Source organism: Agarivorans sp. QJM3NY_25 (genome assembly GCF_050870875.2).
GTDB lineage: Bacteria > Pseudomonadota > Gammaproteobacteria > Enterobacterales > Celerinatantimonadaceae > Agarivorans.
In genome coordinates this window covers 2,792,145-2,806,159 of sequence record NZ_CP194041.2, presented here as the reverse complement: position 1 = coordinate 2,806,159, position 14,015 = coordinate 2,792,145, and the positions used below count along the sequence as shown (strand labels likewise).

The following is a 14,015-nucleotide window of genomic DNA, read 5'->3' as shown; positions in this document are numbered from 1 at the left end:
CCTTTTGTTTTCCGGTTTCGATTATTTTGTCTGTTGCTGTGATGCTAGATATAACGCAACAAAATCGCTTATCGCCATTGCTTCACCAAACATTTGTCCTTGGCCGTACTCAACCTTTAGATCTCGTAGAGCTTCGGCTTGGATTTCATTCTCTATCCCTTCAGCCACGATTTTGAGTTTGGATTGACGCGCAATATCTACAATATGCGGAATGAGGCTAGAACGCACCGTTCCATTGGCTAACTCACATACAAAGCTTTTATCTATTTTGAGGTAGTGGCAGCGAAAATGCTTCAGTTGCTTGAGGTTAGAGTATCCAGTGCCAAAGTCATCAATAGCTACTTCGAAACCTTGTTGAATAATCAGATTGATATTACGTCGTGCATTTAATCCGTCGAGTTGCAGGTCTTCGGTGATTTCAAGGGTGATATTGCCTGAAAATTGTTCAAGCTCTGGTTGTTGGCGTAATTCTGCAATTCTGTTGGTTTCAACATCCAAGGGAAAGATATTAAAACTGATTTTAGTTGACGCTTGCATCGCCTGGCTTGCTTGTAGTTCTGTTAGTGCGCCTTTGATGATGTGTAGAGTAAAAGGCCAAGTCATACGTAGTTTAGGCAACAATGGAATAAATTCTTCGGGAGTAAGGCTTCCATGGGGATCGGTAAATCTGGCTAATACCTCACCACCAATGATTTGTTGTGTTTTCAAATCAACCAAGGGTTGGATTTGATAGTAAAAATAGCCTTTCTTAAGCCCCCTACGGAGTCGGGCATTCACACTAAGGTGGCGTTTTATTAGTGTTACTGCCAGCATGCTGCTGATGACGCCAACAGTGACACTCAGCAATAAGCTTAATAGTAAGAAAGTTAGTCTGTTTTTCACCAACGAAGAATTATAAAGCTTTAACGCGATACAAAATTGATAAGTGCTGTTACATTGATGAAAATAATGGTAACTGAGGGTAACTTCACTGTCGTTGTCTCTCCCCACCTGACGAAATAGCTCTGGTGTACCACTTATATGTCGGTATTGTCCTTTAAAACCACTGACCATTTCCCAGTAATTATCACCATAATCAAGGTTAGCAAAAGTTGTATTGGCAATAACGACATTGAATTGGCCCTTCTTCATGATCAAGCCAGAGTTGAGCCTATTTAAGGCAATGAGTTTTTGATTTAGCCAAACATCCAGCCCTTGTTTACTGGTGAAGTCTGGTGGAATGACAACAATAGGCTCTGTTAAGGGCCCCCCAATACTAGTGCAGAGCAATTTATCTTCTTGAAGTACTCCAATATCTTTAATGAAATTACTGAGGAAAACTATTTGCCTGATTTTTATCAGCAGGTCTTTTCCGCAATCATGGTGTTCTAAGCTATTGAGCGTCTCTAGAGTTTGCAGTGATTCGTAGATCACCGCCTGAGCCAGTCCGAGTGATTCGTTGGCGTAATATTGCTGGCTTTTGCTAATGTCTTTCGAGAGTAAAAAAAGGGAAATGAACATGGCCAGCGTTCCCATGAGGATCCCACTGGCGGTGACGACAACTCGTTGCTTTATTTCTTGCACTAATTTCAATCTCTGCGGATGGTTGCGGATATTAAAACATGAAATTAGTGGTAAAACCTAAGGCTAAAAGTGTTTACTGTGTTTTTGTGAGGCGAATTACTTGATAGTGACCTGAGCGCGTTGAGTTGCGCGCTGTCAGCAATATCAGTTTGATGTGAACCAAATTATTGCTCAGCTGAGTTGGGCTTTCTCATTTATCAGCCGGATCAGCAGGCTGCCGTCGAGTAGGGCACGCTTAATTAAGGCTAAACCTCCCATCGTAGGATTGTTTTGAAAATGAGCCATTTCAATCGGCAGGTCTTTGGCAAAAGATTTCAGCGCTTGATGTTGAATACACTGGTTAATGGTCGACAGTAAAATGTCTTTGGCGATCATGATTTCGCCAGCCAATATTATCTTTTCAGGATGAAACAGGTTGATGGTCAAAGCAATACTATTACCCAGCATTTTACCCACTCTTCGTAGTACTTGATGGCATAACATATCGCCTTGATTGGCGGCTAAGCAGATATCTTCTATGCCAAAATTGTTTTCTAAGATCGACGGACAGCCTTGGTCGATTAAGGTTTTGACTCGCTGAACGATGGCCGTATTTGAGACGATGGTTTCTAAACAACCAACGTTGCCGCATTGGCACTTATCACCAAGGGGATCCATTTGAATATGGCCGATTTCCCCAACGTCACGATGTTGGCTCATAAAAACCTTTCCATCGACAATAATGCCTGCGCTGGTACCACTATGAGCGCTGATCAGGATTGAATCGAGACAATCGCGGGTAGCTCCAAAATAGTGTTCAGCGAGCGCCATGGCCCGGGTATCGTTGCCGATGTAGGCTGGTAGTTTAAAGCGCTGCTCAATTAAGTTTGCGAGTGGACATTCACGCAACTGGTAATGTGGTGTGTAAACCACAATACCTTCGCCAGGATTGACCAAGCCCGACAACGTAACCGCGATAGCAATTAATTGCTGGTTTGGATTAAGCCGTTGTTCAATAAATTGTTCTATATTACCTAATAACCGAGCGACCAGAGGGGTTTGCTCCACTTCACTTAAATACAATTTGCTATGCGCATGTTGAATGCCACTTAAATCAAACAACGATATATCCATTTCACCGCGGCCTAAGCGCACTGAAATAAAGTAGTAATGACTTTGCTCGGTCATGAGCGAAATAGCTCTGCGCCCCCCGGTAGAAGCTTGTTGTGCCACTTCTTTAATCAGGCCGGTTGTGAGAAGTTGGCGAGTGATTTTGGTGACGCTCGCGGGGGCTAATTGACTTTGTTCGGCAACTTTGACTCGGGAGATTGGACCTTGTTGGTCGATCATTCGATATACCGCGGCCATGTTGATCCGTTTTACTTGGTCTACATTTACGATTTGTTTGTCATTCATACCATTCATTGCTTAAAACTGAGTCAGTTTGCCATCGCTAACCGTTAAAGTTAGCTTGAAGTCTTTATTAAAGGCGCTTAGGTTTGCACTGTAACCAGGTTTAATTCGCCCTAATATATCATCTATTGAAAGTGCTGATGCTGGGTAGAGAGAGGCCATTCTTAAAGATTCAGTGAGAGATAAGCCAACCGTTTGTACGCAGTTTTCTATCGCTTCTATCATCGTTAAAGCTGAGCCGCCGAGTGTACCATCATCACCTATACAAACGCCATTCTGTACTTGGATCTCTCGGCCAACAAAATCGAAGTGGCTAATGTTCGCGCCTGCTGCTGCGGTCGCATCCGTGACTAAATATAACTTATGCTCGAGTAGGCGCTTCGCGAGGCGAATGTTGGCTGCGGCAACGTGGTGGCCATCCACAATAATACCTGCATAAAGTTGGTGGTCGAATACTGCGCCTACGACGCCGGGCTCTCGACCGGTGATTGAGCTCATGGCGTTAAATAAATGTGTGGCGAAGCTTGCGCCGGCCTTGATTGCGTCGCTGGCTTGCTGGTAACTTGCGTTAGTATGACCAAGTGAAACGAGTATGCCGGCTTCGGTTAATGCTTGAACATCATGGGCGGTTACATGCTCAGGGGCCAAGGTGATCTTTTTAATCGCGTCATGATTGTCTAATAAAAACTGCAGGCGTTGTTGATTAAGTTGACGAATATGTTGTTCACTATGGATCCCTTTTTTGATTTTACTTAAATAGGGGCCTTCTAAATGTAGGCCTAAGTTACCTGAACCATGATTCTGTTGATTGCTACGAGAGACTGCTATGGCTTGTTCCATCTCTTGATCGTCGGTGGTAATTAAAGTCGGTAGAAAATGAGTGGTTCCACTTTTTAAATTGGTGCGATGCATCAGTTCCAGATTTGTGTTGGAAAAGTCACCGTTTAGCATCACCCCGCCACAACCGTTGAGTTGCAAATCGATAAAGCCGGGGCACAGCGTGGCTCCATTTAAATTGATTTGCTTTATCTGAGGTGAAACGTCTTGCTCGGGGCATACGGCCGCAATACGCTCTTTATCGATGATAACCGCGTAGTTATTTAGCAATTCGTTGCCGTCAAAAACTGAGGCATTAGTAAGGGCATACATCATTCGACTTATCCTAAATATTTTTTATGTTATTTGCTTCAAGTTCATGGAAGTAACGCACGGTTTTTACTTTTAGCTCCATGGTGGAGGGTTGGTCGCAGACAATCATCGATCGAGGATGTAATTGTAAAGCAGAAATCGTCCATAGATGATTAACGCTACCTTCTACAGCAGCCTGCAGGGCTTGCGCCTTATTATGTCCGGTCACCAATATTAAAATTTCTTCCGCATCGAGTAAGGTACCGACCCCAACGGTGAGTGCAAGTTTAGGCACTTCATCAAGATGATTGAAGAAACGAGAGTTTGCGATTCGGGTATCTTCAGTCAGGGTTTTAATTCTGGTCCGAGAGGCAAGAGAGGAAGCTGGTTCATTAAAGGCAATATGTCCATCCACACCAACACCACCCATAAACAAATTGATTTTGCCGTAGTGTTTGATCTTTTGTTCGTAACGTTCACATTCTATTTGCAGATCGGGTGCATTACCGTCCAGCAGATTAATATTTTCTGGCTTAATATCAATGTGTTCAAAGAAGTTATTGTGCATAAAGCTACGGTAGCTTTCAGGATGTTCGGCAGGGATCCCCACATACTCGTCCATGTTAAAGGTCACCACGTGCTCAAAGCTAACTTGGTTTTGGCGATGCAGCTCGATTAAGTGCTGATAAGTATATAACGGTGTACCACCAGTTGGACAACCCAGAACAAAGGGCCTCTCTTGGCTAGGATTATAAGACTTAATTTTCTCTGCGATATAAAGAGCAGACCAGCGCCCAACCTGCTCTTTGTTTAGTAATGGTATTAATCTCATTGTTTCTCTCCGATATTTTTAACTTAGCTTAGCAGTTTTATTCTCGCTGAAAAATAAGTTTTATAAAAACTGTGAGAGAATTTGGATTACCGTCTAATTATGCGGGTGTAGATCACGTTTTAGAAGCGCTTTGTTTGTTGCTGTACTTTTATTTATTTACACTGCGAAATAAGTTCTTGGCGAATATAGAAACAAATGATAAGTTGTTTTTCTTCGCAAAGGAGATTTGGCGGAATCGCCAGTTTAACGAAGTTTGCTTAATTACAGCTATGAAGAGGGATGCTATGTTTAGCTATTTACAAAAGATTGGTCGGGCGCTGATGGTGCCTGTTGCAGTATTACCTGCTGCTGCCATATTAATGGGTATTGGTTACTGGATTGACCCCAATGGATGGGGTGGAAACAACGCATTAGCGGCGTTTTTAATTAAATCTGGTGCGGCAATTATCGATAATATGTCGGTATTATTTGCGATTGGTGTCGCCTATGGTATGTCACGCGATAAAGACGGCGCAGCCGCCCTTGCTGGTTTTGTGGGGTACATGGTCATCACCACTTTGTTGTCGCCAGGTGCTGTAGAGCAGATTGGGCTCGTGACCTTAAACGAGTCAAGTACTTTAGCTTTTTCCAAAATTAACAACCAATTCGTCGGTATTATTAGCGGTATTATTGCTGCCGAGTTATACAATCGTTTTTATCAAGTGGAGTTACATAAGGCTTTATCTTTCTTTAGTGGTAAGCGATTAGTTCCGATCCTGACTTCTATCGCAGGTATTGTGGCAGCCTTCGTCCTTATGTATCTATGGCCGTTAATTTTTGGTGGCTTGGTGAGCTTTGGTGAAAGCATCACTGGTTTGGGTTCGGTAGGTGCAGGTATCTATGGTTTCTTTAACCGCCTATTGATCCCCGTGGGTCTGCACCATGCTCTGAATGCGGTGTTCTGGTTTGATATGGCAGGCATTAATGATCTTGGGAAATTCCTCAGCGTATCGCCAGATGCGATCCCTGGAGAAACCGGTCGTTATATGGCTGGTTTCTTCCCAATCATGATGTTTGGTCTGCCCGGTGCTGCATTGGCGATTTACCACACGGCGAAACCCGAGAATAAGCAGAAAGTTGCATCATTAATGATCGCTGCTGCTACGGCCTCATTCTTTACGGGTGTCACCGAACCTTTAGAGTTTGCCTTTATGTTTGTGGCTCCTGCACTGTATGTTGTGCATGCGCTGTTAACTGGCCTTTCGGTGTTTATTGCTTCATCAATGCATTGGATGGCTGGATTTGGCTTTAGTGCTGGTTTAGTCGATATGGTGTTATCGTCACGTAATCCCTTGGCGACTGGCTGGTACATGCTGATCGTACAAGGTTTGGCGTTCTTTGCAATCTACTACTTTATCTTCAAAACGATGATTGTGAAGATGGATCTGAATACTCCCGGACGTGAAGACGCATCAGAAGGTGAAGCGAGTGTTAGTGTTGGAGGCTCACATCGTGATACCGCAGGTCTAGTGCTTCGTATGTTAGGAGGACAAGAGAACTTGGTTCTTGTTGACAACTGCGCGACTCGACTTCGTTTAGAGGTGAAAGACAGTTCTAAGGTACAAGCTTCAGAATTGAAGAAACATGTCCCTGGGGTGATTATTCCAAGTAAAACTGCGGTACAGGTAGTGATTGGACCTCATGTTGAGTTTGTTGCTAACGAACTTAAGATTTTAGCCGCTAAATAACGCGTTGTTTTGTTGGTGTTAGATAAGCCCTCTCTATGTAGAGGGCTTTTTTTTGTTTAGAGAGCTTATTGAGTTGCAGCTAGTGGTGTTTGATAAGCTTTGGTTCCCCATAATGGCACTGTAGACAGGCTGTGCTTGAAACTTCCCTCGGTCTCTTTAGTGGTGTACGACAAATAAAGAAGCGTTTGATTTTCTGCATCGTAGATCCGTCTAACTTTCATCGTTTTAAAGAAAATACTTTTAGACTGTTTAAACACAACCTCACCTGATTTACTTTTGTCGATAGTTGCGATCATCTCGGGGGTGATTTCGCCGGTCTGACGACAGGAGATAGAGCTATCACTTGGATCAGACAAGCTTAAATTGGCTTCAATTGATGCAATATGACAAGTTACACCAGAAATTTTATCGTCATCCATATTCGATATTTTGATGTCCTTGGTGGTGAGTAAACCTAAGGAGACATCGCCAACTTCGTTGTTATCACAGCCGAATAATAGGCATCCAGTGACGAATATAATAAGAGAGTTTTTCATTTTCTGTATGACTTCCTATGGATGAATTTTGAGCTGAATCCCAGCCTAATGACAGGCTTAACTTTATTAGAGGCTCGCGGCTCTTTAATTTAGCTTATATCATCTATTCAACGCTACTGTTTGCTTAAGCTTATGGCAATCAATAATTGTGTTTGGTCGAGGGTTAAAAGAAACAACTGCTTATCCTTAAACTTATCGATATTTTCGTGAATGGAGTTAATCGGTGCCCCTGGGACTTGCCTCGATTTGATTCAACACTCTAAATTATGTCTGTTCTTTAGTTTAGTTCACTGCCAAAAACTAGAATCTAGATTATCTATTGGCTTTGTTGTTAATTATTAGATTTTAATTTTATTAAAACAAATTTGACTGCGCCAGTTTAGTACAGCGTAACTCTATTTTGGTGCAAATACTCTAAACCAGCGTTTCAATCATGTTCCCTCAGGCCTTTCAGTAGGCCTGTTGAGTGGATTTTATTACAATGGCATAGCTTATGCTGTTGGCTTATTAGGATTATAAATTAGTGGATGGATTTTATGAGTCAGCATCAGTTGAAAAAAACTTTGGGGCCAATCATGCTTTGGGGTTTGGGCGTCGGATATGTTATCTCCGGTATGTATTTTGGGTGGAATTTAGGTCTCGCCGAAGGCGGTACTCTGGGCCTTGGCATTGCCACCTTGTTTATTATTACCATGTATGTGTGTTTTACTTTTTGTTATACCGAAATGGCTTGTGCCATTCCCAAGGCGGGTGGCGCATTTGATTACGCTGATCGCGCCTTAGGCAAACGTTGGGGATTTTTAGCAGGTATGGCGCAAAATATTGAGTTTGTATTTGCACCACCAGCGATTGCTTTTGCGATTGCCGCCTATCTTAATCACTTTATTCCCGGCGATCATACCCTCACCATTGCAATCATTACTTATATGATATTTACCCTCGTGAATATTATTGGGGTGCGGTTTGCGGCAACCTTTGAATTGGTGATTACCGTGATTGCGGTTGGCGAACTCCTATTATTCTGCGGTTTAACATTACCTCATGTAGAGTTATCTAATTTGAGCTTGAATGCGTTACCTAATGGCGCTTCGGGCATATTGGCTGCGATACCCTTTGCAATTTGGTTCTTTTTAGCCATTGAAGGTGTTGCGAATGTCGCCGAAGAAACGGTAAATCCACAGCGTAACATTGCCATCGGTTTTGGTGCCGCGCTTGCCACTTTAGTTGCACTATGTTTGTTAGTTTTTATCTCTTCAGTTGGGGTGAGTGGTTGGGAAACCGCGGTTTATTCAGCTGGAAGCACTGAGGCTCAAGATACACCGCTAGTATTGGTATTGTCGTCGGTATTGGGTGACGGTTCTCCTTTTGTTCATCTGTTAGTTGGCATCGGTATTTTTGGTCTAGTGGCTTCGTTCCACGGCATTTTATTAGCTGGTGGACGGGCTACTTTTGAATTTGGTCGAGTGGGTTATTTTCCAAAAGCCTTTAAATATATTCATCCAAAACTGAAAACGCCGGTAGTCGCGCTCGTTGCGAATAGCTTGGTCGGGATTTTAGCGCTGCTCACGGGTAAAACTGGCGAAATTATTACCATGGCTTGTTTTGGCGCAATTGTGCTGTATGCCTTGTCGATGGTGTCGTTTATTCAACTGCGTAAGCAAGAGCCAGAATTGGAACGCCCTTATCGGGTGAAAGGTGGGGTCGTGCCAGCCTATATTGCCTTAGTCATCGCGGTGGTAGCGTTAATAGCTATGACTGTTTATAACTTAAGCATTGCCGCTATTTTCTTTGCTATCATGCTGGGTTCATATGCTTTGTTTATCGCCTTTGGTCGAAAATCTTCCGCTTTGAGCGCAGACCCCGCTTAATCGCGACCGTTTAACGATTAAGATGTCTAATCAAGCGCCTGTGATGGGCGCTGTTTTTTTTAGGACAAATGATGGCTGAATTTGTAATGAACGCTGGTGGAGAGCGCTTTTGCTTTGCCGACCTAAAAGACCTAATGGCAAAAGCTTCGCCATTACGCAGTGGTGATCAGTTAGCCGGGCTTGCAGCTGTTACCGACCAGCAGCGGGTGGCTGCGCAGATGGCTTTAGCCGAACTGCCGCTAAAACACTTCTTAAATGAAGCACTCATCCCCTACGAGCAAGATGAAGTGACTCGGTTAATCATCGATGGTCATGATGCGCAAGCATTTATCAGTATCGCGCATATGACGGTGGGAGATCTCCGTAATTATTTATTGAGTGAAACGGTCACATCGCTTGAACTGCAGGCTCTGGCTCCCGGTTTTACGCCAGAGATGCTGGCTGCGGTGAGTAAGTTAATGCGCATTCAAGATCTTATCTTAGTGGCGAGTAAGTGTGAGGTAGTGACCGCTTTTCGCAATACTTTAGGGCTTAAAGGCAGAATGTCGACTCGGCTTCAGCCAAATCATCCGACTGACGACCCAGCTGGTGTCGCGGCCAGTATTTTAGATGGATTGCTGTATGCCAATGGAGATGCGGTGATTGGGATTAACCCTGCAACTGATAATTTGCAGGCAGTGATGACACTGATGAAGATGTTGGATGATGTTATTGAGCACTACCAAATTCCGACTCAAAGTTGTGTTTTAACCCACGTAACCACGCATTTAGAGGCTATTTCTCGCGGGGCTCCTGTTGATTTAGTATTTCAATCGATAGCGGGTACCGAGCAAGCAAATCAGGGCTTTGGCATTAATTTAGCTTTATTAGATGAAGCCTATAGTGCGGCCTTGTCGTTGAAGCGTGGCGTGAAAGGCCAAAATGTGATGTATTTTGAGACCGGTCAGGGCAGTGCATTAAGCTCAAATGGTCATCACGGGGTCGACCAACAAACTTGTGAGGTGAGGGCTTATGCCGTCGCGCGTCGTTATCAGCCGTTACTGGTGAATACGGTGGTTGGTTTTATTGGACCGGAATATCTTTATAACGGGAAACAAATTATTCGGGCCGGCTTAGAAGACCATTTTTGTGGCAAGCTGATGGGTTTGCCGATGGGCTGTGATATTTGTTATACCAATCACGCCGATGCCGATCAAGATGATATGGATATGCTGTTGGTACAGTTGGTGAGTGCCGGAGTGAACTTTATTATGGGGATCCCGGGATCTGACGATATTATGTTGAATTATCAAACTACCTCTTTTCATGATGCGCTTTTTGCTCGGCAGATTTCGGGTAAAAAGCCCGCGCCAGAATTTGAAGCGTGGTTGCAACAGCAAGGGATTATGGATCGCAATGGGCGCTTGAGTGTGAAACAACAATTGCCGAAGTCTTTTAACTCAATTAGCAAGGAGTTAGGCGCATGAGTGACCACAATATGCAGCCGATGGCGGGCCTCGGGTATGCGGTAACCGCGGATGGTGATCCGCTAGTAAACCAAAATCCTTGGCAATCGCTGAAAAGTTATACCGATGCAAGGATTGCGCTAGGGCGTGCTGGAACCAGTTTGCCAACCCAAGCGCATTTGCAGTTTCAGTTGGCTCATGCTGCCGCACGCGATGCGGTATTAATGCCCTTGGACTATCGGGCCTTAGCAAATCAACTTGAGCACTTTGAGCTCGGTGTGTTTCACTTAAAATCGCAAGCAGATTCCCGATCTTGTTATTTACAACGCCCTGATTTAGGTCGTTTGCTTGATGAAACATCACGTCAGCACTTAGTTGACCATCAACATGGCTACGATATTGTATTGGTGGTTACGGAGGGTTTGTCTTCAAAAGCTATTATCGAAAATGTTCAGAAGATGTTAACTGAGTTACTCCCTAAAATTACCGGTTTAGGTCTGTCTGTTGCTCCTATCGCGCTGGTTGAGCAGGGGCGAGTCGGGGTAGGTGATGATGTTGCTCAGTCATTGGGTGCAAAAATGGTGGCGATATTGGTGGGCGAGCGACCCGGTTTAAGTTCTCCAGACAGTTTGGGAATTTATTTCACCTATCAAGCCTATCGTGGCATTGAAGAATCGAAACGCAACTGTCTGTCGAATATTCGCGATGCAGGGATGTCGGTCAAAGATGCCTCACATCGCTTGGAATATTTGATTAGCCAAGCCAATCAACGGGGTTACTCTGGGGTTGCTCTGAAAGATGAAACTCAATTGAGTCACGCGACTGTCGGTAGAAACTTTCTCTTACCAAAAGCTGATTGATAAAACTTGTAGCCAGCACCTTTGCTCGCTCATTGTGCTGGTTTAACCCGCACCCTAGTGGTTGGTGACTGCGGTGCGGTGTTTCTGCCTCTTTCATGCGATGTTGAAGTATAGCCGCTACAAATTCACTTATTTATCTTTACTTTGTGATTGGCGTTATCAAATAGCGGGGATAAACCGTTTGCTTCGGACTTTTTTCATGCGATGTTGAAGTATAGCCGCTACAAATTCACTTATTTATCTTTACTTTGTGATTGGCGTTATCAAATAGCGGGGATAAACCGTTTGCTTCGGACTTTTTTGCTGTGATTGCTTGAAATAATTTTTGTCATCCCCATATCGTCTATCAACTGACGTAGTATGTTTTAAAGCAAGGAAATATAACGATGACTGATGCAGCACATGCAGAAACTCATGGCTTTCAAACTGAAGTAAAACAATTACTTCAATTGATGATCCACTCCCTCTATTCAAACAAAGAGATTTTTCTCCGCGAATTAGTGTCTAACGCCGCCGATGCCGCAGATAAACTGCGCTTCAAAGCACTAGAAAATAACGCACTTTACGAAAATGACGGCGAGCTATGCGTTCGTGTTAGCTTTGATCAAGATGCCAAGACAATTACTTTGTCAGATAATGGTATCGGTATGACTCGAGATGAAGTGATAGAACATCTTGGTACTATTGCTAAATCAGGCACTAAAGAGTTCTTCGGTCAGTTGAGTGGCGATAGCGCTAAAGATTCTCAACTAATTGGTCAGTTTGGTGTTGGTTTTTATTCTGCTTTCATTGTGGCAGATAAAGTGACCGTTGAAACCCGTGCTGCAGGTGCTGATATAGACAGCGGCGTGCGCTGGGAAAGCGGCGGAGAAGGTGATTACACCGTTGCTAATATCACCAAACAAAACCGTGGTACCGACATTATTTTGCATCTACGTGAAGACGAACAAGAGTTTCTAGATAGTTGGAAAGTTCGCTCTATTATTACCAAATACTCGGACCATATTTCTATTCCAGTACAAATGTGGAAGGACGAGCAACCAGAAAGTGATGGACCTGATGGCGAGAAAATCGCGGCGGTTCCTGGTGTGTGGGAAGCAATTAACAAAGCAACTGCACTTTGGACCCGTTCTAAAAACGATATTTCAGCAGAAGAGTACAACGAGTTTTACAAGCACATCTCTCATGACTTTAGCGACCCACTTAGCTGGGCTCATAATAAAGTTGAAGGAAAGCAGGATTACACCAGCTTGCTGTATATTCCAAGCAAAGCACCGTTCGATATGTGGAATCGCGAGCGTCAACACGGTTTGAAACTATATGTTCAACGGGTCTTCATTATGGATGATGCCGATGAATTTATGCCGAGTTACCTGCGCTTTGTGAAGGGGGTTCTTGATTCTAACGATTTACCATTGAACGTTTCGCGTGAAATTCTTCAGGATACTAAGACAACGGCTAACTTACGTAGCGCATGTACTAAACGCGTACTCACCATGCTTGAGCGTATGGCGAAAAACGATGCCGAGAAATACCAAAGTTTCTGGGCGGAATTTGGTCAAGTATTGAAAGAAGGTCCAGCGGAAGACTTTGCTAATAAAGAACAAATTGCTAAGTTATTACGCTTTGCTTCTACCCACGCTGATAGCGCAACGCAAGATGTTTCCTTTGCTCAATACATTGAGCGAATGAAGGAAGGGCAAGATAAGATCTATTACGTCACTGCCGATAGTTACGCTGCAGCAGCGAATAGTCCGCACCTCGAAATCTTTAAACGTAAAGGTATTGAAGTCTTATTGATGCATGATCGTGTGGATGAGTGGTTGATTAGTCATTTATCTGAAGCTGAGGGTAAAGCGCTGGTCTCTGTGACAAAAGGCGACCTTGATCTTGGTGACCTCGATGATGAAGAAACCAAGAAGCAGAAAGAGCAAGATGAGACTGAATACGCCAGCTTCGTGACTCGAGTGAAAGAAAACCTTGGCGACAAGGTGAAAGATGTTCGTTTGACTTACCGTTTAACCGATACACCTTCTTGTATTGTGGTTGACGACGACGATATGAGCACTCAAATGCAAAAACTGATGCAAGCTGTTGGGCAAGATGTACCCGAGCAAAAATACATTTTTGAATTAAACCCTCAGCACAGCTTAGTGAAACGTGTTGCCGATGAACAAGATGAACAGAAGTTTGTCGAGTGGGTGAACTTGTTGTTGGATCAAGCAACTTTAGCCGAACGTGGCAGTTTAGATAATCCATCAGAGTTCATTAAACGTGTGAACCAACTGTTGAGCTAGTTGATAGCAGGATAAAAACGCTCGCTAAATGGCGAGCGTTTTTGTTTTTAAGGCTTTAAGAACATATAAATATTCGCTTGTTCAAAGTGAGTTCACTCACTGTAATAACAAAGAGCTAGGATGAGTATCGCCTGTTATCATCTCTCTTTGTAGGTTGCCAATCGGCTTGCTGGTCTATGCAATGGTCGCCAAGCATTGATCGTGATTATGGTTTTGAACGTATTTGATATTCATTTAACTTTGTTGATGGCACACCGTGAAAAATTTATCTGTGTTCAAGAAACACAAACCAGGGTTAATCGGGAATGGTCGGTAACCCATTATAATCTGTTAGTGTGAATGACCATTTGCTTTAGAGCGAGTCATT

General features: G+C 43.6%; 10 protein-coding genes. 5 read left to right on the top strand and 5 right to left on the bottom strand.

Annotated elements, in window-relative coordinates:
* Positions 1-21: 21 nt before the first annotated feature.
* The 4 genes from ACRRSW_RS12860 to nagB form a co-directional block, all read right to left on the bottom strand.
* Positions 22-1,563: an EAL domain-containing protein gene (locus tag ACRRSW_RS12860; RefSeq protein ID WP_432459524.1), complete on the bottom strand. Its 1,542-nt coding sequence runs from the start codon at positions 1,561-1,563 to the stop codon at positions 22-24.
* Positions 1,564-1,734: 171 nt separating this feature from the next.
* Complete coding sequence (locus ACRRSW_RS12855) at positions 1,735-2,958, bottom strand: ROK family protein (RefSeq protein ID WP_432452829.1); 1,224 nt, start codon at positions 2,956-2,958, stop codon at positions 1,735-1,737.
* A gap of 12 nt (positions 2,959-2,970) precedes the next feature.
* Positions 2,971-4,107 (bottom strand): N-acetylglucosamine-6-phosphate deacetylase, encoded by a 1,137-nt coding sequence (gene nagA, locus ACRRSW_RS12850; RefSeq protein ID WP_432459523.1) that lies wholly within the window; start codon positions 4,105-4,107, stop codon positions 2,971-2,973.
* Between the two features lie 10 nt (positions 4,108-4,117).
* Positions 4,118-4,915, bottom strand: coding sequence for a glucosamine-6-phosphate deaminase (gene nagB, locus ACRRSW_RS12845; protein ID WP_432452833.1), 798 nt, complete (start codon positions 4,913-4,915; stop codon positions 4,118-4,120).
* Positions 4,916-5,199: 284 nt separating this feature from the next.
* Between nagB and nagE the strand changes: the two genes are divergently transcribed.
* Positions 5,200-6,642, top strand: coding sequence for an N-acetylglucosamine-specific PTS transporter subunit IIBC (nagE, locus tag ACRRSW_RS12840; protein WP_432452834.1), 1,443 nt, complete (start codon positions 5,200-5,202; stop codon positions 6,640-6,642).
* Positions 6,643-6,707: 65 nt separating this feature from the next.
* Here the strand turns inward: nagE and ACRRSW_RS12835 are convergent, their stop codons facing one another.
* Positions 6,708-7,178, bottom strand: coding sequence for a CreA family protein (locus tag ACRRSW_RS12835; protein WP_432452835.1), 471 nt, complete (start codon positions 7,176-7,178; stop codon positions 6,708-6,710).
* 536 nt (positions 7,179-7,714) lie between these two features.
* Between ACRRSW_RS12835 and eat the strand changes: the two genes are divergently transcribed.
* The 4 genes from eat (at position 7,715) to htpG (ending at position 13,648) form a co-directional block, all read left to right on the top strand.
* Positions 7,715-9,046, top strand: a complete 1,332-nt coding sequence (eat, locus tag ACRRSW_RS12830) for an ethanolamine permease (RefSeq protein WP_432452836.1) — start codon at positions 7,715-7,717, stop codon at positions 9,044-9,046.
* A gap of 68 nt (positions 9,047-9,114) precedes the next feature.
* On the top strand, positions 9,115-10,512 hold the full coding sequence (locus ACRRSW_RS12825; RefSeq protein WP_432452837.1) for an ethanolamine ammonia-lyase subunit EutB: 1,398 nt from the start codon (positions 9,115-9,117) through the stop codon (positions 10,510-10,512).
* Positions 10,509-11,351: an ethanolamine ammonia-lyase subunit EutC gene (gene eutC, locus ACRRSW_RS12820; protein WP_432452838.1), complete on the top strand. Its 843-nt coding sequence runs from the start codon at positions 10,509-10,511 to the stop codon at positions 11,349-11,351. Before ACRRSW_RS12825 ends, eutC begins: the two co-directional genes overlap by 4 nt.
* Before the next feature lie 386 nt (positions 11,352-11,737).
* On the top strand, positions 11,738-13,648 hold the full coding sequence (gene htpG / locus ACRRSW_RS12815; RefSeq protein WP_432452839.1) for a molecular chaperone HtpG: 1,911 nt from the start codon (positions 11,738-11,740) through the stop codon (positions 13,646-13,648).
* Positions 13,649-14,015: the final 367 nt, after the last annotated feature.

Coding starts and splice junctions, on each gene's coding strand:
- eutC (WP_432452838.1), top strand. CDS start 10,509: ATGAGTGACCACAATATGCAGCCGATGGCGGGCCTCGGGTATGCGGTA.
- htpG (WP_432452839.1), top strand. CDS start 11,738: ATGACTGATGCAGCACATGCAGAAACTCATGGCTTTCAAACTGAAGTA.
- nagA (WP_432459523.1), bottom strand. CDS start 4,107: ATGATGTATGCCCTTACTAATGCCTCAGTTTTTGACGGCAACGAATTG.
- ACRRSW_RS12855 (WP_432452829.1), bottom strand. CDS start 2,958: ATGAATGACAAACAAATCGTAAATGTAGACCAAGTAAAACGGATCAAC.
- nagE (WP_432452834.1), top strand. CDS start 5,200: ATGTTTAGCTATTTACAAAAGATTGGTCGGGCGCTGATGGTGCCTGTT.
- ACRRSW_RS12825 (WP_432452837.1), top strand. CDS start 9,115: ATGATGGCTGAATTTGTAATGAACGCTGGTGGAGAGCGCTTTTGCTTT.
- nagB (WP_432452833.1), bottom strand. CDS start 4,915: ATGAGATTAATACCATTACTAAACAAAGAGCAGGTTGGGCGCTGGTCT.
- ACRRSW_RS12835 (WP_432452835.1), bottom strand. CDS start 7,178: ATGAAAAACTCTCTTATTATATTCGTCACTGGATGCCTATTATTCGGC.
- eat (WP_432452836.1), top strand. CDS start 7,715: ATGAGTCAGCATCAGTTGAAAAAAACTTTGGGGCCAATCATGCTTTGG.